23 protein-coding genes and 1 pseudogene are annotated in these 23,153 nt (G+C 72.0%); 18 read left to right on the top strand and 6 right to left on the bottom strand.

Going from position 1 to position 23,153, the window contains the following annotated elements; genetic code table 11:
• The first annotated feature begins 70 nt into the window (after positions 1–70).
• The 13 genes and pseudogenes from RKD20_RS34985 to RKD20_RS35045 all read left to right on the top strand — a co-directional run bounded on the left by RKD20_RS34985 (position 71) and on the right by RKD20_RS35045 (position 14,453).
• Positions 71–1,096 (top strand): hypothetical protein, encoded by a 1,026-nt coding sequence (locus tag RKD20_RS34985; RefSeq protein ID WP_424881201.1) that lies wholly within the window; start codon positions 71–73, stop codon positions 1,094–1,096.
• A gap of 64 nt (positions 1,097–1,160) precedes the next feature.
• Entirely contained in the window at positions 1,161–1,781 is a 621-nt protein-coding gene (locus RKD20_RS34990) for a TetR family transcriptional regulator (RefSeq protein WP_424881202.1), read from the top strand.
• 93 nt (positions 1,782–1,874) lie between these two features.
• Positions 1,875–4,112 carry a molybdopterin oxidoreductase family protein gene (locus RKD20_RS34995; protein WP_424881203.1) on the top strand — a complete coding sequence of 746 codons (2,238 nt, stop codon included), beginning with the start codon at positions 1,875–1,877 and terminating at the stop codon, positions 4,110–4,112.
• A gap of 138 nt (positions 4,113–4,250) precedes the next feature.
• Complete coding sequence (locus RKD20_RS35000; protein WP_424881204.1) at positions 4,251–5,672, top strand: CitMHS family transporter; 1,422 nt, start codon at positions 4,251–4,253, stop codon at positions 5,670–5,672.
• A gap of 33 nt (positions 5,673–5,705) precedes the next feature.
• Positions 5,706–6,944, top strand: coding sequence for an MFS transporter (locus RKD20_RS35005; protein ID WP_424881205.1), 1,239 nt, complete (start codon positions 5,706–5,708; stop codon positions 6,942–6,944).
• Between the two features lie 101 nt (positions 6,945–7,045).
• On the top strand, positions 7,046–7,702 hold the full coding sequence (locus tag RKD20_RS35010; RefSeq protein ID WP_020117795.1) for a hypothetical protein: 657 nt from the start codon (positions 7,046–7,048) through the stop codon (positions 7,700–7,702).
• Complete coding sequence (locus RKD20_RS35015) at positions 7,689–8,429, top strand: class F sortase (protein ID WP_424881206.1); 741 nt, start codon at positions 7,689–7,691, stop codon at positions 8,427–8,429. The genes RKD20_RS35010 and RKD20_RS35015 overlap by 14 nt, the downstream gene beginning before the upstream one ends.
• Positions 8,430–8,620: 191 nt before the next feature.
• Complete coding sequence (locus RKD20_RS35020; RefSeq protein ID WP_424881207.1) at positions 8,621–9,958, top strand: ABC transporter ATP-binding protein; 1,338 nt, start codon at positions 8,621–8,623, stop codon at positions 9,956–9,958.
• A 168-nt stretch (positions 9,959–10,126) separates the two neighbouring features.
• Positions 10,127–10,264, top strand: a pseudogene (locus tag RKD20_RS35025) (IS5/IS1182 family transposase); the annotation flags it as partial.
• A complete protein-coding gene (locus RKD20_RS35030; protein WP_424881208.1) occupies positions 10,261–10,413 on the top strand; it encodes a DUF3574 domain-containing protein in 153 nt (50 codons plus the stop codon). The pseudogene RKD20_RS35025 and the gene RKD20_RS35030, both read left to right, overlap by 4 nt.
• 103 nt (positions 10,414–10,516) lie before the next feature.
• Positions 10,517–11,905 carry an aldehyde dehydrogenase family protein gene (locus RKD20_RS35035; protein WP_424881209.1) on the top strand — a complete coding sequence of 463 codons (1,389 nt, stop codon included), beginning with the start codon at positions 10,517–10,519 and terminating at the stop codon, positions 11,903–11,905.
• Between the two features lie 11 nt (positions 11,906–11,916).
• Positions 11,917–12,996, top strand: a complete 1,080-nt coding sequence (locus RKD20_RS35040; protein WP_424881210.1) for a Zn-dependent alcohol dehydrogenase — start codon at positions 11,917–11,919, stop codon at positions 12,994–12,996.
• 128 nt (positions 12,997–13,124) lie between these two features.
• Positions 13,125–14,453, top strand: a complete 1,329-nt coding sequence (locus tag RKD20_RS35045) for an MFS transporter (RefSeq protein WP_424881211.1) — start codon at positions 13,125–13,127, stop codon at positions 14,451–14,453.
• Here the strand turns inward: RKD20_RS35045 and RKD20_RS35050 are convergent.
• The 3 genes from RKD20_RS35050 to RKD20_RS35060 all read right to left on the bottom strand — a co-directional run bounded on the left by RKD20_RS35050 (position 14,439) and on the right by RKD20_RS35060 (position 16,862).
• Complete coding sequence (locus tag RKD20_RS35050) at positions 14,439–15,374, bottom strand: DMT family transporter (RefSeq protein WP_424883391.1); 936 nt, start codon at positions 15,372–15,374, stop codon at positions 14,439–14,441. The two genes, RKD20_RS35045 and RKD20_RS35050, sit on opposite strands and share 15 nt — an antisense overlap.
• A 79-nt stretch (positions 15,375–15,453) precedes the next feature.
• Positions 15,454–16,185 (bottom strand): ArsR/SmtB family transcription factor, encoded by a 732-nt coding sequence (locus RKD20_RS35055; protein ID WP_424881212.1) that lies wholly within the window; start codon positions 16,183–16,185, stop codon positions 15,454–15,456.
• Positions 16,186–16,220: 35 nt separating this feature from the next.
• Positions 16,221–16,862, bottom strand: coding sequence for a TetR/AcrR family transcriptional regulator (locus tag RKD20_RS35060; protein WP_424881213.1), 642 nt, complete (start codon positions 16,860–16,862; stop codon positions 16,221–16,223).
• 76 nt (positions 16,863–16,938) lie between these two features.
• On the opposite strand from RKD20_RS35060, the gene RKD20_RS35065 reads away from it, so the two are divergent.
• From RKD20_RS35065 to RKD20_RS35075, 3 genes are all read left to right on the top strand, one after another.
• Positions 16,939–18,093: an acyl-CoA dehydrogenase family protein gene (locus RKD20_RS35065; protein ID WP_424881214.1), complete on the top strand. Its 1,155-nt coding sequence runs from the start codon at positions 16,939–16,941 to the stop codon at positions 18,091–18,093.
• 59 nt (positions 18,094–18,152) lie between these two features.
• Positions 18,153–18,440, top strand: a complete 288-nt coding sequence (locus tag RKD20_RS35070) for a YiaA/YiaB family inner membrane protein (RefSeq protein WP_020117785.1) — start codon at positions 18,153–18,155, stop codon at positions 18,438–18,440.
• Positions 18,441–19,210: 770 nt separating this feature from the next.
• A complete protein-coding gene (locus RKD20_RS35075) occupies positions 19,211–19,837 on the top strand; it encodes a TetR/AcrR family transcriptional regulator (RefSeq protein WP_020117784.1) in 627 nt (208 codons plus the stop codon).
• 24 nt (positions 19,838–19,861) lie between these two features.
• Here the strand turns inward: RKD20_RS35075 and RKD20_RS35080 are convergent, their stop codons facing one another.
• Complete coding sequence (locus RKD20_RS35080; RefSeq protein WP_424881215.1) at positions 19,862–20,323, bottom strand: MaoC family dehydratase; 462 nt, start codon at positions 20,321–20,323, stop codon at positions 19,862–19,864.
• 107 nt (positions 20,324–20,430) lie between these two features.
• On the opposite strand from RKD20_RS35080, the gene soxR reads away from it, so the two are divergent.
• Positions 20,431–20,952, top strand: coding sequence for a redox-sensitive transcriptional activator SoxR (soxR, locus tag RKD20_RS35085; protein ID WP_424881216.1), 522 nt, complete (start codon positions 20,431–20,433; stop codon positions 20,950–20,952).
• A 135-nt stretch (positions 20,953–21,087) separates the two neighbouring features.
• Positions 21,088–21,789 (top strand): hypothetical protein, encoded by a 702-nt coding sequence (locus RKD20_RS35090; RefSeq protein WP_424881217.1) that lies wholly within the window; start codon positions 21,088–21,090, stop codon positions 21,787–21,789.
• On the opposite strand, the gene RKD20_RS35095 is transcribed toward RKD20_RS35090, so the two are convergent.
• Together RKD20_RS35095 and RKD20_RS35100 are read right to left on the bottom strand one after the other, a co-directional pair.
• A complete protein-coding gene (locus tag RKD20_RS35095; protein ID WP_424881218.1) occupies positions 21,735–22,457 on the bottom strand; it encodes a 3-keto-5-aminohexanoate cleavage protein in 723 nt (240 codons plus the stop codon). The genes RKD20_RS35090 and RKD20_RS35095 overlap by 55 nt on opposite strands.
• Before the next feature lie 91 nt (positions 22,458–22,548).
• Positions 22,549–23,151: a hypothetical protein gene (locus tag RKD20_RS35100; RefSeq protein WP_020117779.1), complete on the bottom strand. Its 603-nt coding sequence runs from the start codon at positions 23,149–23,151 to the stop codon at positions 22,549–22,551.
• Positions 23,152–23,153 lie beyond the last annotated feature (2 nt).

Here is a 23,153-nt window from a genome sequence, read left to right on the forward strand (position 1 = left end):
CAGGGAGGAGGACGAGAACCAGACCCCAGGGGGATTCGCGTTGTCGGACCTGTGTTCTACGCTCCCCGGCATGTCGTGGACGCGGGGACTCCGTGCCCTGCTCGCGGTCTGTGTCCTCCTGGTGACCGGATCCGTGAGCTGTGGCGCCGATGGGGCACAGAAGAACAAGGACGGGCAGTCGGTGTCACCGGTGGGCAAGGTCCTCGGCGACACCGATCACGAGGGTCGCCACTACCGCGAGGTGGACAAGGACAACGCCCCCGACGTCGGCATAGTGGTGCAGCCGGACACCGACGACAGCTGGTCCGTGCGGCTGACCGTCGAGAACTTCACCTTCTCGCCCGCCGCGACGAAGGCGAAGGCGGTCTCCGGCCGCGGTGTCGCCGTCCTCTTCGTGGACGACCGCCCCGTCACCACCCTGCGCGCCCCGTCCTACCACCTGGCGGCCGCGTACGTCCCGCAGGGCACCCACACGGTCACCGCCCGCCTCTACGCCGACGACGGCACCGTCTGGGCCGTCGACGGCGCCCCGGTCGAGAGCACGGCGGACGTGACGGCGTCGGAACCCCAGCCGACGGGGAGCGGTGCTTCGGAGTCGGGGGCCAGGGGGAGCGTGGGCGGTGGTTCGGGGGCGCGGTTCGTCACGGGCAGGGGTTCGAGCGGGGGTGCTTCGGAGGCCCGGCCCGCTGTGCGTGCGAGCGGGGGCGGCGATGTCCCGGGATCGCAGCCGGTGGCCGCCGCCGACGGTGGCGTCGCGGTCGGGCGGGCCGGTCCGCGTGCAGGTGGCGGCGTCCCGACCGTGCCGGGCGGCACGGGCACCGGTGGCACCACCTCGGGAGCGCTGCTCCTGACGAGTGCCGACGGCACTGACCCGACCCCGCAGGCCGGCACCGGTGTCGGCGGCTCTGCCGCGGAATCCCGGCCCGCGACGAGCGCGGGCGGGGGCGTCGCCCTCCTGCAGGCCGACGGCACGGCCTGGGAAGCACAGCCCGTCCCGGGCCCCGGCGATGATGGCGCTCCGGCGCCGCGGGCCGGCACCAGCACTGGTCCGGCCTCGGAGACGCGGCCCGCGGCAAGCACCGACGGTGCCCGGTGAGTGCCGCAGGCCTCCCGCCCCGTACCAGGTGGCAGGGTTCATCGGACCGCGGCGGAAAGGCATCATGAAGCCCGTGCCCCAAGCGACCTCGCTTCGCCGCGCCCCCGTGCAGCGGCGCAGTGCCGAACGGCTGACCAGAATCCTCGATGCCTGCGCCGACCTGCTCGACGAGGTCGGCTACGACGCCCTGAGCACCCGCGCCGTCGCGCTGCGCGCCGGTGTGCCCATCGGCTCGGTCTACCGCTTCTTCGGCAACAAGCGGCAGATGGTCGACGCCCTCGCCCAGCGCAACCTGGAGCGTTTCACGGTCGGCGTCACCGAACGTCTCAAGGAGTCGGGTGAGGAAGGGGGCTGGCGTACGGCGATGGACGTCGTCCTCGACGAGTACCTCGCCATGAAGCGCACCGCCCCCGGCTTCTCCCTCGTCGACTTCGGCAACCAGATCCCCGTGGGCGCCCGGCACGCCGAACCCAACCACCGCGTGGCCGACCGCCTCACCGAGCTCCTCTCCGGCTACCTCTCCCGCGAACCGGACGACGACCTGCGCCGCACCTTCCTCATCGCCGTGGAGACCGCCGACACCCTGGTCCACCTGGCCTTCCGGATGGCGCCCGAGGGGGACGAGCGGATCATCCAGGAGGCCCGGGAGATGTTGCGGGCCTATCTGGCGCGGGTCCTGGACTGACGCTCCCGCGGAATTCGCCGGTGAAGGCCTCCCCACACGTGCATACCGGTCGGTATGCTCACCGGGTCAGGCACCGCTGCCCCGGGAGGACCCGTGTCCCGCACCGCTCTGCGTATCTGCCCCCTGTGCGAGGCCACCTGTGGTCTGACGCTCACCGTCGAGGGGACCCGGATCACCGGCGCCCGCGGGGACCGCGACGACGTGTTCAGCAAGGGGTTCATCTGCCCGAAGGGGGCCTCCTTCGGGGCCGTCGACGGGGACCCCGACCGGCTGCGCACCCCTCTCGTGCGACGGGACGGTGAGCTGCGCGAGGCCACCTGGGAGGAGGCCTTCGACGCGGTCGCCGCCGGCCTCCGGGCGGTCGTCGACGGGCACGGGGCGAAATCCGTCGGGGTCGTCCTCGGCAACCCCAACGTCCACACCATGGCCGGCGCCCTCTACCCGACGGTCCTGCTCGCCGGACTCGGCACCCGCAGCATCTTCACCGCCTCGACGGTCGACCAGATGCCCAAGCACGTCTCCAGCGGCCTGCTGTTCGGCGACGCCAACGCCATCCCCGTACCCGACCTCGACCACACCGACCACCTGCTCCTCATCGGCGCCAACCCCCTGGAGTCCAACGGGAGTCTGTGCACCGCCCCCGACTTCCCCGGCAAGCTCAAGGCGCTCAAGGCCCGCGGCGGCACCCTCACCGTCATCGACCCCCGCCGCACCCGCACCGCGAAGCTCGCCGACCGGCACATCGCCGTCCGGCCCGGCACCGACGCCCTGCTGCTCGCGGCGATGGCGTACGTGCTCTTCGAGGAAGGGCTCGTGGACACCGGGGAGTTGACCCCGTATCTCGAAGGGGCCGACGAACTCCGGGCAGCCGTCGGGGACTTCACCCCCGAGGCCGTCGCCGGCACCTGTGACGTCGAAGCCTCCGAGATCCGCGCCCTCGCCCGGGAACTCGCCGCGGCCCCGACGGCCGCCGTGTACGGCCGCATCGGCAGCTGCACCGTCCCGCACGGCACCCTCGCCAGCTGGCTCGTCGACGTGCTCAACATCCTCACCGGCAACCTCGACCGGCCCGGCGGCGCGCTCTTCCCGCAGGCGGCCACCGACCGGACCCCCCGGCCCGCGGGACCCAGCCACGGGTTCGCCCTCGGGCGCTGGCACTCCCGGGTGAGCCGACACCCCGAGGCCAAGGGGGAGTTGCCGCTCTCCGCGCTCGCCGAGGAGATCGACACCGCGACCGAGGAGGGCGAGCCGATCCGGGCACTCGTGGTCGTCGCCGCCAACCCCGTGCTGTCCGCCCCCGACGGCAACCGGCTCGACAAGGCCCTCGGCTCGCTCGACTTCATGGTCAGCGTCGATCCGTACCTGAACGAGACCTCGCGCCACGCCCACGTCGTCCTGCCGCCGCCCCCGCCCTCCCAGAGCCCGCACCACGACTTCGCCTTCAACACCCTCGCCGTGCGCAACCAGGTCCGCTACACCCGCCCCGCCGTCCCGCTGGAGCCCGGCCGGATGACGGAGACGGAGATCTTCGCCCGGCTGATCCTCGCCGCGACCGGCATGCACGGCGCCGACCCGTCCGCGGTGGACGACCTGGTCATCGGCCAGACCCTCGGCAAGGCCGTCAAGGACGCCCACTCGCCCGTGCACGGCCGCGAGCCGAGTGAGCTCAGCGCCGCACTCGCCGGCGACACCGGCCCCGAGCGGCGGCTCGACATGATGCTGCGCCTCGGCCCCTACGGCGACGGCTTCGGCGTACGCCCGGACGGGCTGAGCCTCACCAAGCTGCTCGCGCACCCGCACGGGATCGACCTCGGACCGCTGGAGTCCCGGCTGCCGCAGCCGCTGAAGACCCGGAGCGGCAAGGTCGAGCTGCTGCCGCGGCCGATCGCGGACGACCTGCCCCGGCTGCGTGAGGCCCTGCGCCACAAGGCCGACGGGCTCGTCCTCGTCGGCCGCAGGCATCTGCGCTCCAACAACAGCTGGATGCACAACGTCCCCGCCCTCACCGGCGGCACCAACCGCTGCACCCTGCACATCCACCCCGAGGACGCCGAACGGCTCGGCCTGAAGGACGGCGGCGCGGTACGGATCAAGGGTGCCGGGGGAGAGGTGGTCACCGAGGCCGAGGTCACCGACGTCGTGCGCCCCGGCGTGGTCAGCCTGCCGCACGGCTGGGGTCACGACCGGCCCGGGACCCGGCTCGGCCATGCCGCCAAGGACCCCGGCGTCAACGTCAACCAGCTTCTCGACGGCAGCCTGCTCGACCCGCTCTCGGGCAACGCGGTCCTCAACGGCATACCCGTCGAACTGGCCGCCGTAGCGACGCTGTGAGCAGCCCAAAGCTGTGACCAGCAGTTTTGCGCTTATTGCTCGCATGTCAACGTCTTGTTAACGCCACTTGACGGGTCCTAACGTCATCGCACTGCCGACTCCGGTGGGAGTTCAAGGGCGAACGTTAGGTATCCACTCATGTTGACCATCCTCGGCTTCGCCATGATCGCGACCTTCCTGGTCCTGATCATGATGAAGAAGATGTCGCCGATCGCGGCGCTCGTACTGATCCCGGCCCTGTTCTGCGTCTTCGTCGGGAAGGGCGCCAAGCTCGGTGACTACGTCATCGACGGCGTCACCAGCCTCGCCCCCACCGCGGCGATGCTCATGTTCGCGATCGTCTACTTCGGTGTGATGATCGACGTCGGCCTCTTCGACCCGGTCGTGCGCGGGATCCTGAAGTTCGCGAAGGCCGACCCGATGCGGATCGTCGTCGGTACGGCGATCCTCGCCGCGATCGTCTCCCTTGACGGCGACGGATCGACCACCTTCATGATCACCGTTTCGGCGATGTACCCGCTGTACAAGCGGCTGAAGATGAGCCTGGTTGTGATGACCGGTGTCGCCGCCATGGCCAACGGCGTGATGAACACCCTGCCCTGGGGCGGCCCGACGGCCCGCGCGGCCACCGCGCTGAAGCTCGACGCAAGCGACATCTTCGTCCCGATGATCCCGGCCCTGGCCGTCGGCCTGCTGGGCGTCTTCGTCCTCTCGTACGTCCTCGGCATGCGCGAGCGCAAGCGGCTCGGTGTGCTCACGCTGAACGAGATCCTGGTGGACGAGAAGGTCGAGGAGACCGAGACCGTCCTGGTCGGCGCCGGCTCCGGTGCCTCCGGCACGGGCAAGGCCGCCGCGGCCACCGGCGGGTCAGGCTCGGGCACCGACGCCGGGGACGACGAGGCCGGCGACGCGGAGCGCTTCCAGGTCCTCGACCCGAACCGCCCCACCCTGCGCCCCAAGCTCTACTGGTTCAACGCGCTGCTCACCGCCACCCTGCTCACCTCCATGATCATGGAGTGGCTGCCGATCCCGGTGCTGTTCCTGATCGGCGCCGCGCTCGCGCTCACCGTGAACTTCCCGCACATCCCCGACCAGAAGGCCCGCCTGGCCGCCCACGCCGACAACGTCCTCAACGTCTCGGGCATGGTCTTCGCCGCCGCCGTCTTCACCGGCGTCCTCCAGGGCACCGGCATGGTCGACCACATGGCCCGCTGGATGGTGGACGTCATCCCCGAGGGCATGGGCCCGCACATGGCCCTCGTCACCGGCGTCCTGAGCCTTCCGCTCACCTACTTCATGTCCAACGACGGCTTCTACTTCGGTGTCCTCCCGGTCCTCGCCGAGGCCGGCGCGGCGCACGGCGTGACCCCGCTGGAGATGGCCCGCGCCTCGCTCGTCGGACAGCCGCTGCACATGTCGAGCCCGCTCGTCCCGGCCGTCTACGTCCTGGTCGGCATGGCCAAGGTGGAGTTCGGCGACCACACCAAGTTCGTGGTCAAGTGGGCCGCGCTCACATGCCTGTTGATCCTCGGGGCAGGAATCCTCTTCGGAATCATCTGATCCGCTTCCTTCACGTCCACGGAGGACTCGCACATGGCGCCCGGTGGGAACCGCGGCTGGCTGCTCCGCCTCGTCATCGCCTTCAGCTTCGCGCAGGGGGCGGTGTCGATGGCCCGGCCCGCCGTCTCCTACCGGGCTCTCGCGCTGGGCGCGGACGAGCGGGCGATCGGTGTCATCGCCGGTGTGTACGCGCTGCTGCCGCTCTTCGCCGCCGTACCGCTCGGCCGCCGTACGGACCACGGGCGGTGCGCGCCGCTGCTGCCGGTCGGCGTGGTGCTGATATCCGGCGGCTGCGCGCTCAGCGGCCTCGCGGGCTCTCTGTGGACCATGGCGGTCTGGAGCGGGGTGATGGGCCTCGGCCACCTGTGCTTCGTCATCGGCGGCCAGTCGCTCGTCGCCCGCCAGTCCGCCCCGCACGAACAGGACCGCAACTTCGGTCACTTCACCATCGGTGTCTCCCTCGGCCAGCTGGTCGGCCCGGTCGCGGCGGGTGCGCTGATCGGCGGTGCGGACAGGGCGGGCACCAGCGCGCTCGCGCTGCTCGTCGCGGGCGCGGGAGCGGCGGTCGCGTTCACCTCGATGTGGCGCATCGAGGACCGCGACACGGCGGCCACGTCCCGTACCGGACCGGGGGGCCGGGTTCCCGTGGGACGCATCCTGCGGTCCCGGGGCGTGCCCGGGGGCATCTTCGTGAGCCTGTCCGTGCTGTCCGCGACGGACATCCTCACCGCGTACCTCCCGGTGGTCGGCGAGCACCGGGGCATCGCCCCCTCGGTGGTCGGCCTGCTGCTGAGCCTGCGCGCGGCGGCCACGATCGCCTGCCGTCTGGTGCTGACCCCGCTGCTACGGCTGCTGGGGCGCGCGTTCCTCCTCACCGTCACGTGTCTGCTGGCGGCCGTGCTGTGCGCGGGCATCGCGCTGCCGGTCCCGGTGTGGGCACTGGCCGTCATGCTCGCGCTGCTCGGCTTCTGCCTCGGCGTGGGACAGCCGCTGTCCATGACCACGGTCGTCCAGGCCGCCCCCGACGGCGCCCGCTCCACCGCCCTCGCCCTGCGGCTGACCGGCAACCGCCTCGGCCAGGTCGCCGCACCGGCCACCGCGGGCCTGGTCGCGGGAGTGGCGGGGGTGGCCGCGCCGTTCGTGATGCTCGGGACGCTGTTGCTGCTGTCGGCCGGGGTGGCGCTGCGGTCGCCGGGGCGGTCTCAAGGAGCCGGGCCGGCCGCGGGGAAGCGGGCGAAGCGCCCGGGATTGCGCCGCACGAGCGATATCTGACGGCGCGCCGGACGCCGATGCGGCCGACCGTCGCGCGCATGAAGGAGAGTGCTGCCGAAAGAGCGATTTGTATGGAAATCGCCTGAATCGGAGGAGCGCGCATGCCCACCCTGAAACTCCCACGTACCTTCCGCGTCCGCACGGGCGCCTCGGTCGTCCTCACCGCCCTCGCGGCGGCCGGCGCATCGTGGGTGGCGGCGCCGACCGCATCGGCAGCGGGCGAGAACGGCGACATCCGGATCCACCACGTGGGCGTGCCTTTCGGCGTCTCCAAGGACGATCCCCGGGTCTGCAAGTTCTACCTGGATGCCGTCAACTTCGACGTCCTCACCACCATCGCCTACACCATCACGCCCCAGCCTCCGCTGCCCACCGCCGCCACCGTCGCGGGCACCATCCAGCTCGCGGGGGGCGCCGGCCACACCGACCCGCTGGGGGTGGCGGACGGACAGTACAAGATCACCTGGATCGTGGCGGGCGCCCCCAAGGAGAAGGTCTTCCGCGTCAACTGCCATGACGGCAAGCGCGACGCGGAGCGCCGGCCGGGCGACCAGATCGAGGACCAGCGCGACGGCGGGGGTTGGAGCAAGAGCGACCCGAACGGCCCGAAGGGCGGGGTGCACGCGGGTGGCGGCGGTCTCGTCGACACCGCGGCCGCCTTCGCGCCGGTGACCGCCGCGGGAGCCGTCGGCCTGGTGGCGGTCGGCGGTGTCGCGTACTTCCGGCTGAACCGCCGTCGGCCCAATGGCGCCGCGTAGGCGCAGACGCAGGCCCTGGTACCGGACCCGCGCCTACCGCCTCACCAGGACGGCCCTGCTCACGGTCGTCCTGGTGACGGTGGGGGTCCGCTGTACGGGTGACGGCAAATCGACAGCGCCGGACGGGCCCGACGGTCCGGACATCGTGGCGGCCGCCGGCCCGGACGCGGCGGCGCCCGACGAGCCGGCCCCCGCCGCCCGCACCGCACCCACCCGCACGCCTCCGCCCCGCCCGCTGCCCCGGTCGCGGCCGACGACGTTCCGCATCCCGTCCCTGGGCATCAACGCCCCGGTCATGGGCCTCGGACTCACCAAGGGCCGGGAGTTGTCGACACCGCCGGTCGACAAGCCGAAGCTCGTGGGCTGGTACCGGGGCGGGGCCACGCCCGGCGAGTCCGGCGCGGCGATCGCCGTCGGCCACCGCGACACCATGACCGGCCCCGCCGTCTTCGCCGCGCTCGCCCAGGTGAAGCCCGGCAAGGTGATCGAGGCGGCACGCGCGGACGGTCGTACCGCGGTCTACACCGTGGACCGGGTGAAGGTCTTCGACAAGTCGGGCTTCCCCGACAAGGAGGTCTACGGCCCGGTCCGGCGCCCGGAGTTGCGCGTGATCACCTGCGGCGGACTCTTCACCCGGCGGACCGGCTACACCAGCAACGTCGTCGTCTTCGCCCACCTCACCCAGACCCGCGAGCCCCGGCTACCGAAGGACGCGACGGTGAGCTGAAGGTGTGACGGCGGGCTGAATCCGGGCGTCCGTTATCTCGCAGGCTGGACGGAAGCGTCCGATCCCGCCCAGTCTCTTCCCCCGGGCGCATGCATTCCGTTAACTTCCGTGACTCACAGCCCCGTACGACCCGCACGGGGCCTCTCCACCGCGGAGCACCAGCGCCTGAACCAGCCCTCGGGGGCACCCTCATGACACGCGCCATATCCCTGCACCACGTCAGCAAGACCTACACCCGGGGCGTCCGGGTGGTGGACCGGCTCTCGCTGGACATCGTTCCCGGCGAGTTCCTCGTCCTGCTCGGCCCTTCCGGCTGCGGGAAATCCACCGTGCTCAGGATGATCGCCGGGCTGGAGGAGATCACCGAGGGCGAGCTCAGGCTCGACGGCGAGTACGCCAATGACCTGCTGCCCGCCGAGCGGCGGATGGCGATGGTGTTCCAGAACTTCGCCCTCTACCCGAACATGACCAGCCGGGGGAACATCGGCTTCCCGCTGCGTATCGAGGCCCCCGGCGAGGACCCCCGGGCCCGCGTGGACGCCACCGCCCGCATGCTGGGCATCGAGGACCTCCTCGACCGCTACCCGGCCCAGCTCTCGGGTGGCGAACGCCAGCGGGTGGCGATGGGCCGGGCCATCTCCCGCCACCCCTCCGCCTTCCTCATGGACGAGCCGCTGTCCAACCTCGACGCCAAGCTCCGCAACCACCTGCGCGCCGAAATAGCCGGGCTCACCCGGGAGTTGGGCGTCACCACGGTCTACGTCACCCACGACCAGGCCGAGGCCATGTCGCTCGGCGACCGGGTGGCCGTCCTGCGCGGCGGAGTCCTCCAGCAGGTCGACTCCCCGCGCTCGGTGTACGCGCTGCCCCGCAACGTCTTCGTCGCCGCCTTCATCGGCACTCCGCGCATCAACCTGCTGCGCGGGGTGGTCCGGGCCCCGCTGGACGGCGCGATGACCATCAGCCTCGGCAAGCAGTACCTGCGGCTGCCCGAACCCCTCTCCCTGGACCACCAGTTGCTCCGCGTGCAGCAGGGGCGCGAGGTGATCGTGGGCCTGCGCTCGGAGGCGATCCGCATCGCCAAACGGACCTCCGCCCGCCCCGGGGAGATGCCGATCACCGGCCTGGTGGAACACGTGGAGTTCCAGGGCCACGAGGTCCTGGTCCACTTCGACACCGGTTCCCGCCCCGCCTTCGTCGCCGACCTGGAGGCCCCGCGCCCCGCCTCGCGCTCGCCCCGGCGCCGCCGCCGCGACGGCACGGTCCTGGACCGCCTGAGAGAACGGGCGGTCTCCCTGCGCGCGGGCCCCGTAGTGGTCCTGGAGGACCCGCCGGACCCCGACCCCGCACCCGCCCCCTCCGACGCCCGCCTCCCCGGCGACCTCGTCGTCCGCACCACCCCGGACATCGACCTGCGCCGCGGCATGCAGGTCCCCCTCCTCGTCGACATCTCCCACCTCTTCGTCTTCGACCAGCACGGCGACCGCATCTGCCCGTCCCCGGACCGGTTGCCGGACCTGGACGAGTGAGGAGGGCGACGGCAGGGCGGAGGGGGCGTCAGCCGTGGGAGCACGGGTGAGATCGCGGGGAGGGTGCGGCTCAAGCGTCCGCCACCCCTCTGCCCCCCGGCCCCCGGTCAGCCCCCACCCCCCCGTCGACCCAATGGAGTGAACCAAGGGCACGGCACCCCAATCCACAAGCGCAGGAACGAAGTCGAGCGGACCATCAACGGGCTCAAGGACTTCCGGGCCGTGGCCACGAGGTTCGACAAGCGCGCCTACGTCTTCCACCGGACGGTCACCGTTGCTTCGATCAGACTCTGGCTCCGCTCATGATGCGCCGCGCAGGCCGGTGCATTTGCTACCCGTTGAGCCGGGCCTCCGCGAGCGACCGGAAGATCGAGGAGATCCGGCGGGCGTACGAGAAGGAGTTCGGGCAGGAGGCCGTGGCGCGGGTGGACGAGCGGGCCCGAGTCGACTTCTGATGTCCGTGGCGGGTCCGGTCCCGCTCTGGCGCGAAAAAACTATCGTCGCTAGTTTATGAGGCCGGACGACAACACGGCACGGCCCAGCCCGGGAGGACGCACCATGAATGCGCACGACGGCATGTACATCGAGGGCGAGTGGCGCCCGGCCACCGGCCCGGACGTGATCGAGGTCGTGAACCCGGCCGACGAGCAGGTCATCGCACGGGTCCCGGCCGGCACCGCCGAGGACGTCGACCTCGCCGTACGGGCCGCCCGCAGCGCACTCCCGGCCTGGGCCGCGACCGCTCCGGCCGAGCGGGCCGCCCGCCTGGCCGCCCTCAGGGACGTCCTCGCCGCCCGCAAGGACGAGATCGCCGAGACGGTCACCGCCGAACTCGGCTCGCCGCTGAAGTTCTCGCAGAACGTCCACGCCGCCGTCCCCGTCGCGGTCGCCGCCTCCTACGCCGAGCTCGCCGAGACCTACCCCTTCGAGGAGAAGGTCGGCAACTCCACCGTCCATCAGGAGCCGGTCGGCGTGGTCGCCGCGATCACGCCCTGGAACTACCCGCTCCACCAGATCGTCGCCAAGGTCGCCCCGGCCCTCGCTGCGGGTTGCACGGTCGTCCTCAAGCCGGCCGAGGACACCCCGCTGGTGGCCCAGCTCTTCGCCGAGGCGGTCCACGAGGCCGGCGTCCCGGCCGGCGTCTTCAACCTGGTCACCGGACTCGGCCCGGTCGCGGGGCAGGCCCTGGTCGAGCACCCCGGCGTCGACCTGGTCTCCTTCACCGGCTCCACCGCGGTCGGCCGGCGGATCGGCGCGAGCGCCGGTGCCGCGCTGAAGAAGGTCGCCCTGGAGCTCGGCGGCAAGTCCGCCAACGTCATCCTGCCGAGCGCCGACCTCGCCAAGGCGGTCAACGTCGGCGTCGCCAACGTCATGTCCAACTCCGGCCAGACGTGCAGCGCCTGGACCCGGATGCTGGTGCACCGGGACCAGTACGACGAGGCCGTCGAGCTCGCCGCCGCGGCCGCCGCGAAGTACGGCGAGCGCATCGGGCCCGTCGTCAACGCCAAGCAGCAGGCGCGGGTGCGCGGTTACATCGAGAAGGGTGTGGCGGAGGGGGCCCGGCTGGTCGCCGGAGGCCCTGAATCCCCGCGCGAGCAGGGCTACTTCGTCGCCCCGACCGTCTTCGCCGACGTCACTCCCGACATGACGATCGCGCAGGAGGAGATCTTCGGGCCGGTCCTGTCCGTCCTGCGCTACGAGGACGAGGAGGACGCCCTGCGCATCGCCAACGGCACGGTCTACGGCCTCGCGGGCGCCGTCTGGGCCGGTGAGGAGGCGGAGGCGGTGGCCTTCGCGCGCCGGATGGACACCGGGCAGGTCGACATCAACGGCGGCCGCTTCAACCCCCTCGCCCCGTTCGGCGGTTACAAGCAGTCCGGCGTGGGCCGCGAGCTCGGCTCGCACGGTCTCGCCGAGTACCTCCAGACCAAGTCCCTCCAGTTCTGAGGAGCCTTCCCGTGGTTCGTGCCGTCGTCCTTCCCGCCGTGGGCGCTCCCCTGGAGGTCACCGACATCGACCTTCCGGACCCCGGCCCCGGCCAGGTCCGGGTGCGTCTCGCCGCCGCCGGGGTCTGCCACTCCGACCTGTCCCTGTCCAACGGCACCATGCGCGTCCCCGTCCCGGCCGTCCTCGGCCACGAGGGCGCGGGCACGGTGGTCGCCGTGGGGGAGGGGGTGGCCGGGGTGGCGCCCGGCGACGGAGTCGTCCTCAACTGGGCTCCCTCCTGCGGCAGTTGTCACGCCTGCACGCTCGGCGAGGTCTGGCTGTGCGTCAACGCCCTGAACGGCGCCGCCGACGTCTACGCCCGCACCGCCGACGGCACCGACCTCCACCCCGGCCTGAACGTCGCCGCGTTCGCCGAGGAGACGGTCGTCTCCGCGTCCTGCCTTCTGCCCCTCCCCGACGGCATCCCGCTCACCGACGCGGCCCTGCTGGGCTGCGCGGTCCTCACCGGCTACGGCGCCGTCCACCACGCGGCGCGGGTCCGGGAGGGCGAGACGGTCGCGGTGTACGGCGCCGGAGGCGTGGGCCTGGCCGCGCTCCAGGCGGCCCGGATCGCGGGCGCGTCACGGATCGTCGCGGTCGATGTCTCCCCGGAGAAGGAGGAGTTGGCGTTCGCCGCCGGGGCCACCGACTACGTGATCGCCTCCGACACCACCGCCCGCGAGATCAGGGGCCTGACCGGCAAGCAGGGCGTCGACGTCGCCGTGGAGTGCGTGGGCCGCGCGTCGACCATCCGTACGGCCTGGGACTCCACCCGCCGCGGCGGCCGTACGACCGTCGTCGGCATCGGCGGCAAGGACCAGCAGGTCACTTTCAACGCCCTGGAGATCTTCCACTGGGGCCGCACTCTCGCGGGCTGCGTCTACGGCAACTCCAACCCCGCCGAGGACCTGCCCGTGCTCGCCGAGCACGTCCGGGCGGGCCGCCTCGACCTCGGCGCCCTGGTGACGGAACGGGTCGCGCTGGACGGCATCCCGGCGGCGTTCGACAACATGCTTGCGGGGAAGGGCGGCAGGGCACTGGTGGTGTTCTGACCGACGGTCGCCCGGAGTCCCGCCTCAGGTGCTCCGGGCAACCATCGCGCACAACCGTTGACCCCATACCGTCCGGTCAGTATGTTCAGCCGCCAACGTCCCCACGCACCCACCGGAGTGTGCACCGCATGGACACGGCCCCTACCGCTCACCCCACTTCCGTCACCGCGCCGGCGTCTCCCCACCGCCGTCGCGTCGCCACCGCGGCCGCCCTGGCGTCCGCCGTCGAGTGGTACGACTACTTCGTCTTCGGCATAGCCGCCGCCCTCGTCCTCGGCGACCTCTACTTCCCCGCGGGCAGTTCCTCCGCCGGAGTCCTCGCCGCCTTCGCCACCTTCGCCGTCGGCTTCCTGGCCCGCCCCATCGGCGGCATCGTCGCCGGTCAGATCGGCGACAAGCGCGGCCGCAAGCCCATGCTGGTGCTCGCCCTGACGCTCATGGGCCTGGCCACCACGGGCATCGGCCTCCTGCCGACGTACGACACGATCGGCGTCGCCGCCCCGATCCTGCTCGTCCTCCTCCGCGTCGTACAAGGCGTCGCAGTCGGCGCGCAGTGGGGCGGCGCGATGCTGCTGGCCACCGAGTACGCCCCCGAGGGCAAGCGCGGCCTCTACGGCAGTGTCGTCCAACTCGGCGTCCCCATCGGCGTGGTGACGGCCAACACCGTCTTCCTGCTGGCCGGGGCCTTCACCACGGACGCCGATTTCGCGGCCTGGGGCTGGCGCATCCCGTTCCTCATTGGCCTGTTCGTCCTCGCGCTCGCCTGGTACATCCACGCCAAGGTCGAGGAGACCCCCGAATTCCGCCAGGCGGAGCGGGAGCTGGCCGAGCAGGAGAAGGCCGCGCAGAACTCCCCGCTGCGCACGGTCCTCCGTCACCACCTCGGCACGGTCCTGCTCGCGGGCGGCTCCTTCGCCGTGAACACCGCGACCTTCTACATCCTGATCACCGGCGTCCTCGACTACACCACCCGCGAACTCGGCATGAAACGCAGTGCCGTTCTCACCGTCTCGCTCTGCATCAGCCTCACCCAGCTGGTGCTGATCCCGGCCGCGGCCGCCCTCTCCGACCGCCTCGGCCGCATCCGGATCTACGCCGCCGGCGCGGTCGGCATCGCCCTGTGGGCCGTACCGATGTTCCTGCTGATCGACACCGGGTCGCTGCTCTGGCTGGCCGTCGGCACGTTCGTCGCCGGATGCTTCCTGAGCATCATGTACGGCCCCCAAGCCGCCCTGTTCGCCGAGCTGTTCACGCCCGAGATGCGGTACACGGGTGCCTCCCTCGGCTACCAGATCGCCGCGGTGCTGGGCGGTGGGCTCGCGCCCTTCCTGATGGTGCTGCTGCTGGACGCCACCGGGACCTCGATGGCGGTGTCCGGGTACATCATCGTGCTCTCGGTCATCGCGCTGCTCTGCATCAAGGTCCTTGCGGGCAGGGCGCGTTCACGCGGCGTCTGACGCCTTCTCGGGCTGCGGCTCCGGTGCCGGCACCGGAGCCGCAGCCGCCCGTGCGCGGGACCGGGACACCGCCACGCCCGCCAGGCACAGCACCCCGCCCGCGAGTGTGAACAGGCCCGGGACCTCGCCTAGCGCCAGCCATGACATCAGGACGACCAGGGCGGGCACCGCGTAGGTGGTCGCGCCCATGCGGCTGGCGGTCGTACGGGCGAGGGCGTAGGCCCAGGTGGTGAAGGCCAGAGCGGTCGGGAACACGCCCAGGTAGACCATGTTGAGGGTCGCCGAGGCGGGGGCGTCGGCCGCCTCCGACACCAGCCGGCCGGCGAACGGCAGGCAGACGACGGCGCCCACGAGGCAGCCGAATGTCGTCACCTGCAGGGGGGTAGCCGAGCCCAGGGCCGGCTTCTGGGCGACGACTCCGCCGGCGTAGGCGATCGCCGCGAGCAGGCACAGGACCACGCCGAGCACGGAGGACCCGCCGTCGTCCGACATCGACAGGCCCACGGTGACGGCGCCCGCGAAGGACACCGCCATGCCCGCCAGCAGACGGGGCGGCATCGCGTCTCCGAGGAGACGGGCGCCGAGCAGGGCGATCAGGATCGGGCCGATGTTCACGACCAGCGCCGCGGTGCCCGCGTCCACCTGCTGCTCGCCCCAGTTCAGGACGACCATGTAGAAGCCGAACCAGAGGACGCCGGAGACCGCGATGCCGCGCCACGCGGAGCGCGGGGGGAGCCCTTCCCGGCGTATCAGGCAGATCACGGTTAGGGCGACGGCGCCGGACAGGAGGCGGCCGAGGGCGAGCGCGCCGGGGGAGTAGGCGGCGCCCGCGCTCCGGATGGAGACGAAGGCCGAGGCCCAGAGGATGACGGTGACGGTGGCTGCGCCGGCGGCGAGGAGTTCGGTGCGGCGGAGGTTCATCATGCTCCTGAGGTTAGGGAAGGGAGAGAGCGGAAGCTCGCGGATTTCGGACGGGTGCGCAGCCGTCCGCGGGGCGTGTTCAGCGCAAGGTCGATCCGTCGATGCCCAGGAGCTCCGACAGGGCTTGTTCGCCCGTCCCCGTCACCTTCACGGCGCGCTCCGAACCGATGCGTACGCACCAGCCCTCGGCGAGGGCGTGGCGGCACAGGGCTGCCCCCGCGACCCCGGCCAGGTGCGGGCGGCGTTCCGTCCAGTCGAGGCAGCCTCGGGCCAGGGGGCGGCGGCCTTTGCGGTCGAGCGGGATGCCGACCTCCTCGAACCAGGCCAGGCCCGCTTCCGTGAGGGCGAAACCCGTGTCCTGGCGCAGGAGGTGACGTGACGTCAGGGCGTCGGTCAGGGCGATGCCCAGACGGCCCGCGAAGTGGTCGTAGCACGTGCGGCCCCGGGCCATGGCCGAGCCGGCGCTCGACTCCCGCAGGTTTCGCGGGCGCGGGACCGCGTCCGCGTCCGGGTCGGGGGAGACCTGTGCCGCCAGGTCCTCCACCAGGTGGGCCACCCTCGCGTCGGCCAGCCGCACGTACCGGTGGCGGCCCTGACGCTCCTGCGTCAGCAGACCGCCCGCGACGAGTTTGCCCAGGTGCTCGCTCAGGGTGGACGCGGCGACCCCCGCGTGGCGGGCCAGTTCGCCCGCGGTCCAGGCCCGGCCGTCGAGCAGGGCCAGGAGACAGGCGGCCCGGGTCTCGTCGGCCATCAGGGCGGCGAGCCTCGCCAGCCGGGGTGCCTGCGGGTCCTTGGTCATGCGGTCCAGCATGGGGCAGCAACGCTTCGGTGCCCGCCGAAACATGGCTACCCGGCGCCTCCGGCCTGCTCGTACTGCTGCGCGAGACCGTCCAGCAGCGCCCGGAGTCCGGTCTCGAACGCCCGCTCGTCGATCTTCTCCTGCTGCTCGGCGAGCAGGTGCGCCTGGCCGAGGTGCGGATAGTCCGCGGGGTCGTACGCGCTCGCGTCGTCCACGAAGCCCCCGGCGAACGAACCGAGCGCGGAGCCCATGATGAAGTACCGCATCAGCGCGCCGATGGACGTGGCCTGCGCCGGTGGCCAGCCCGCGTCGACCATCGCGCCGTAGACCGCGTCGGCGAGACGCAGCCCCGCGGGGCGGCGGCCGGGGCCCCGGGCCAGGACCGGGACGATGTTGGGGTGGTCGCGCAGGGCGGCGCGGTAGGAGACGGCCCAGTCGTGCAGGGCGGTCCGCCAGGGCCGGGCGTCCTCGAACATCGACAGGTCGACCTGGGCGCTCACCGAGTCGGCGACCGCCTCCAGGATCTCGTCCTTCGTCCGGAAGTGGTTGTAGAGGGACGGGCCGCTGACCCCGAGCTCCGCCGCCAGCCGGCGCGTGGACAGGGCCGCGAGGCCCTCCGCGTCCACGAGCGCGCGTGCCGTCTCGACGATCCGGTCGGTGCTGAGGAGGGGCTTGCGCGGTCGGGCCATGGCGCACATAGTAGGGCTGCGAACCAGAAACTAGCAGTGCTAATTTAAAGGCGTTGCTCTCAAGTGAGGTGATCCCGTGGTCGACCTGGGGCTGAGTGAGGAGCAGGCTGCCGTACGGCAGCTGGCGCGGGACTTCGTGGCCCGGGAGATCGCCCCCCACGTCGTCGCCTGGGATCGCGCCGAGGAGGTCGACCGGTCGATCGTCAAGAAGCTCGGAGAGGTCGGCTTCCTCGGGCTGACGATCGACGAGGAGTACGGCGGCTCGGGCGGCGACCATCTCGCGTACTGCCTGGTCACCGAGGAGCTGGGGCGCGGGGACTCGTCCGTGCGCGGGATCGTGTCCGTCTCGCTGGGGCTCGTCGCCAAGACGGTCGCCGCGTGGGGGACCGAGGAGCAGAAGCGGCACTGGCTTCCCGGGCTCACCTCCGGCGCGTACGTCGGCTGCTTCGGCCTGACCGAGCCCGGCACCGGCTCCGACGCGGGCAACCTCGCCACGCGCGCGGTGCGGGACGGCGACGACTACGTCATCGACGGCACCAAGATGTTCATCACCAACGGCACGTGGGCCGACGTGGTGCTGCTGTTCGCCCGGTCGACGGACGCCCCCGGCCACAAGGGCGTCTCCGCCTTCCTCGTACCGGCGGACACCCCCGGCCTCACCCGCCGCACGATCCACGGCAAACTCGGGCTGCGCGGCCAGGCGACCGCCGAACTGGTCCTGGAGGGGGTCCGGGTGCCCGCCTCCGCGATGGTCGGCGAGGAGGGCAAGGGGTTCTCCGTCGCCATGTCCGCGCTGGCCAAGGGGCGGATGTCGGTGGCGGCGGGGTGTGTCGGCATAGCCCAGGCCGCCCTGGACGCGGCTCTGCGATACGCGGGCGAGCGTGAGCAGTTCGGCAAGCCGATCGCCGGGCACCAACTGGTCCAGGAGCTGATCAGTGACATCGCCGTCGACGTGGACGCGGCCCGGCTGCTGACCTGGCGGGTGGCCGACCTGATCGACCGCGGCGAGCCCTTCGCGGTCGCGTCCTCCAAGGCCAAGCTGTTCGCCTCGGAAGCGGCCGTGCGCGCCGCGAACAACGCCTTGCAGGTGTTCGGCGGCTACGGCTACATCGACGAGTACCCGGCGGGCAAACTGCTGCGCGACGCCCGGGTGATGACCCTCTACGAGGGCACGAGCCAGATCCAGAAGCTGGTGATCGGGCGGGCTTTGACGGGGGTCTCGGCGTTCTGAGTACCGTGTGAGTACCTGAGCGGATGTGGCCGGGGCCATGGTCGGCCGAGACTCTGGCCATGAGTGACACACCGGTCAAGCAGCAGAACACGGCCGCCTTCTACGGTCAGGCCGTCGCCTCCTTCGCCGTGGCCATGGCCGCCACGGCCGTCGGCATCTTCCGCCTTAACGCCGACGCGTGGGTCCGCGGCTTCCTCGCGATCGCCGTCCTGTACCTCGTCACCTCCGCCTTCACCCTCGCCAAGGTCATCCGCGACCGCCAGGAGGCGGGCCAGATCGTGAGTCGAGTCGACCAAGCCCGCCTGGAGAAGCTGCTCGCGGAGCACGACCCCTTCGAGAAGCTCTGAGCGGGGCCGGTGGGGAGGGGGTCTGACCTGGGGTGGGCTCCGGGGGTCCCGGTCCAGGGTCTTGAGCGGGTCTGGGCCGGGTCTGGTCCACGGCAATCTGATTCCGTACGGTGCTCGGTGCTCGGTGCTCGGTGCTCGGTGGTTCGCGGCGAGCTGTCGGCACCCTGCGGCTCCCTGGGTGCCGTTCCGCCCCGAGGCCGGGGCGAGCACGGAAGGGCTGGCACCCACGTCCCCTTGCCGACGGTTCCGGCCCCCTTGGCTTGCGCCCGCGCCGAACGGCACCGCCTCGTGCCTCCTGGCGTGCGGTTCCGGCCCTGCGGGCTCGGCGCCCGCTCGGAGCAGCTGCCCCTCGCGCCTTCGTGCGTGCGGTTCCGGTCCCCATGCCTGGCGCGCGCCCGGAACAGCTGCCTTCGTGCACCCTTGCCTGCGGTTCCGGACCCGTCGCAGGGATTCGCACCGACCAGCCCCTGCTCACGTCCCCGTACGCTCTGTTCGGGGCCGCCCCCGGCGTTCGCAGCGACCAGCTCCTGCTCACGTCCCCGTACGCTCTGTTCGGGGCTGCCCCGTGGCGCTCGCAGCGACCAGCTCCCGCTCACGTCCCCGTACGCCACGTCCCGGCCCGCCGCAGGCGCCCGCGGTGAACAGCTCCCCGCCCGCGCCCCTCGCGCAAGGGTCCGGCCCGCCGCAGGTGCCCGCTGAGCGGGCAGGCTAAGCGCTCGCTCAGGTTCGGCGGTATGGTGGAGGTTCTGAACGGCGGAGAGGGGCGTGCGATGAGTACGGCGGAGGAGACGGCCGACGGCGAGCTGTCGGCGTGGGGTGAGGTCACGCCCGACGCGGCGCGGCGGCTGCTCGTCGCCGCGGTGGAGGCGTTCGCCGAGCGCGGCTACCACGCCACCACGACCCGGGACATCGCGGGCCGGGCCGGGATGAGCCCCGCCGCGCTCTACATCCACTACAAGACCAAGGAAGAGCTGCTGCACCGCATCAGCCGGATCGGTCACGCGAAGGCGCTGGAGATCCTCCGGGTCGCCGCCCGCCGCGAGGGTACCGCCACCGAGCGGCTCGCGGACGCGGTGAGCTCCTTCGTGCGCTGGCACGCGGGCGGCCGTACCACCGCCCGGGTCGTCCAGTACGAACTGGACTCCCTCGGCCCCGACGCCCGTGCCGAGATCCTCGCCCTGCGCCGGCAGTGCGACGCCGAGGTGCGCGGGATCATCGAGGACGGCGTGGCCTCCGGCGAGTTCGACGTGCTCGACGTGCGGGGCACCACCCTCGCCGTCATGTCGCTCTGCATCGACGTGGCCCGCTGGTTCAACGTCGACGGCCCCTGGACGCCCGACGAGGTCGGCGCGCTCGACGCCGACCTCGTGCTGCGCATGGTGGGCGCGGCCAAGTGACCCTCTACAGGGCGAAGTGACCTTTTACAGGTAGTACCGGGACACCGACTCCGCCACGCACACCGGCTTGTCGCCGCCCTCGCGCTCCACGCTGAAGGCGACGGTGACCTGGACACCGCCCGCCACGTCGTCGACGCCGGTGATCTGCGCGGTGGCGCGCAGCCGGGAGCCCACGGGCACCGGCGCCGGGAAACGCACCTTGTTCGTCCCGTAGTTGACGCCCATCTTCACGCCCTCGACCTTGATCAGCTGCGGTCCGAACAGCGGCAGCAGCGACAGGGTGAGATAGCCGTGCGCGATGGTGGTGCCGAAGGGCCCCGTGGCGGCCTTCTCCGGGTCGACGTGGATCCACTGGTGGTCACCGGTGGCCTCCGCGAACAGGTCGATGCGCTTCTGGTCGACCTCCAGCCAGTCGGTGTACCCCAGCTGCTCGCCCACCGCCGCCTTCAGGTCGTCGGCGCCCGTGAAGATCCTCGGCTCTGCCATGTCCCGGCCTCCTTGCCGCAAAATATCTAAGCGACTGCTTAGCATGGTCGGCCGGGCAGCCCCTGTCAACGGACCGCGAGGGTGACAGCATGGGTAGGCTTCGAGGGGTGCCCCAGATTCCCGAGAAGATCCATGAACTCACGGTCGGCCAGCTCGCCGCCCGCAGCGGCGCCGCCGTCTCCGCCCTGCACTTCTACGAGTCCAAGGGCCTGATCAGCAGCCGCCGCACCACCGGCAACCAGCGCCGCTACTCCCGTGACGCGCTGCGCCGGGTCGCGTTCGTGCGGGCCGCCCAGCGCGTCGGCATCCCCCTGGCCACGATCCGCGACGCCCTCTCCGAACTCCCCGAGGAACGCACCCCCACGCGCGAGGACTGGACCCGCCTTTCCGAGGCCTGGCGCTCCGAACTCGACGAGCGCATCCAGCAGTTGAACCGTCTCCGCGACCACCTCACCGACTGCATCAGCTGCGGCTGCCTCTCCCTGGACACCTGCGTCCTGTCCAACCCGGACGACGTCTTCGGCGACCGGCTGACGGGCTCGCGGCTGCTGGTGGAGCGGAGCGGAAGACGGCAGGGGAACGGGCGCAGTGATCCGGAGCGGCAGGAGACGGCGCACGAGTGCCGCTGAGTCGTACAGGCGGTGCGGCCTCCGTCCCACCGGGCGGTGCCGGAATCCCCTGGTGCCTCCTCCCCGTGCCTGGTAGCGTCGCGATCTTCGGCCCGCGGCGACACCGCGCCCGGAGTCCTGACGGGATCAACTCCCATGACGTCAAGGGCCCTTGGCGCGGCGCTCACCGACATCGACACCGTCTTCAACGGCTTCGCCAGCCCCACGGGGACCGGCTGCGAGCGGTATTACCTCCCCGAGGACACGGCATGTCTGCGGACGCCGTACACGCGGATGCCCGTCGACCTGGTCCGCCGGTTCGTCTTCGAGAGCCCGGGGAACTTCGAGGACCACGCGGCGGTGATGCGCCGTCTCCTGCCGCAGACGGCGCACGCCATGGCCGACGGCAGCCTTTGCGGCATCGGCTGGGAGGAGCACGGACTGAGCCGGGTGCACTGGCGGGCCTGGCCGTCCGAGCAGGCGGCGGCCGTCGAGGCGTTCGTGCACGCGTGGTGGGACGACACACTCACGACGCCGGAGCCGCCGTATCCCGGCAGGGACGTGTTCGAGACCTGCGCCACGATTCTGGGCGACCTGACCCCGATTCTCGACCGCTTCCGGACGCAGCCGGCCTGGATGTTCGACCTGATCACCGACGACTCGCCGTTCCGCTGGTGGTGTCGCGGTGACGACGGCGCCCTGGTGACCGCGCTCCAGTCCTGGCCGGCGGCCCACGCGCCCGCCGCCCTCCGCGCCCAGGACGAGTCCGACCTGGCGAAAATGGCAGAACTCCTCGCCCTGCCCTACGACGACCGCTGGGACCACCCGGACTGGACCAGTGCCTCCGCCACCAACTGAGCGTTGGACAGAGCAGGTTGACCCTCCGGCAGGAGCAGCGTGTCCTCCAGGCCGATCCGGGTCGCGAGGCCCAGCCGGCCTGCCAGCCGCAGTACCGGCCAGGCGCCGTCGTCCTCGCCGTGCAGCAGCACCGGACGGTCGTGGGCCGTACCGAGCTCGGCGAGTAGTGTGCGCGCGGAATCCTCCGCCGCGTCGGCCGCCGTCACCTCCGCGAGGACGCGCAGCACCTTCGGCCCGAGCGCGGACACCGCGAACCGCTCGGCCGCGTCCGTGCCCGACCAGATGCCGGCCTCCACACCGACCCCCAGGTCGATCAAGGCCGCGGCCAGCGACTCGGCCCCCGGCTCGTGCCAGTTCACCGAGGCGTGGTCGGGCAGCACGGTCCAGCTCCGGACTCGGGCCAGGCGGGCCCTCGGGTCCGGTTCCGCCCAGGCGCCGGTGGTCACACCGACCGGGACCGACACCCGCGCACGGATCGCCTCAAGTGTGGCCGCGACCACCCGCGGCGACAGACTGTCCTGCCCGCACGGTGTCTTGGGGTGGACATGGATGTCCGTGGCGCCCGCCGCGACGGCCTCGGCCGCCGCCTGCGCCAGGGACTCGGGAGTGAGCGGCACCGCCGCACCGTCGGCGGCCCCGCGCGGGCCGTTGAGACACACCTGCACCATTCCTCGATGGTGCCAGGCGGCACCGACAGTTCAACGCTGTCAGAACAGGGGGTGCGGCATCCCCGGCGCACCCCCGGCGCGCTCGTACGCTCTAGGCCGACATCAGCAACCGTCCGCGCCTGGCGTCCGCCAGGGCCTCGGGGGTGAGCACGGGCCGCGGCACCAGGATTCCGCAGTCCACGCAGACCGGGCCGGTCGAGGGTTCGTGATCCAGTTCGTACTTCCACACGAGCCGCTCCCCGTCGCACACCGGGCACACCGCGCCCGGCTCGCGCTCCAACGCGGAGATCAGCCTGCGCAGCACCTCGGCCAGCGAATCATCGGGGTGCACCCGGGGGTCGTCGCACCATGCGACTCCGAACCCGCCCCAGGTCAGCCGGTGCCAGTCGTCCACACTGCCCGGCCTGCGCAACCCGTCGTGCTTCTCCTTCTTGCGCCGCTCGGCGAACTCGACCTCGTAGGCGAGCCAGACCGAACGGGCCTCCTCCAGCTCCTCCAGTGCGGCCACGAGCCGCGCCGGGTCGGGGGAGCGGTCCTCGGGAGCGAATCCCGCCCGGGAGCACAAGTGGTCCCAGGTCGCCCTGTGTCCGTAAGGAGCGAACCGCTCAAGGCACTTGCGCAGCGAGTAGCGCCGAAGCGCCAGATCGCACCGCGGATCCCGCACCTGTCTCGCCAGACTCCGGAAACCGGCCATCG

The organism is Streptomyces sp. SLBN-8D4 (genome assembly GCF_049739545.1).
Lineage (GTDB): Bacteria > Actinomycetota > Actinomycetes > Streptomycetales > Streptomycetaceae > Streptomyces > Streptomyces canus_C.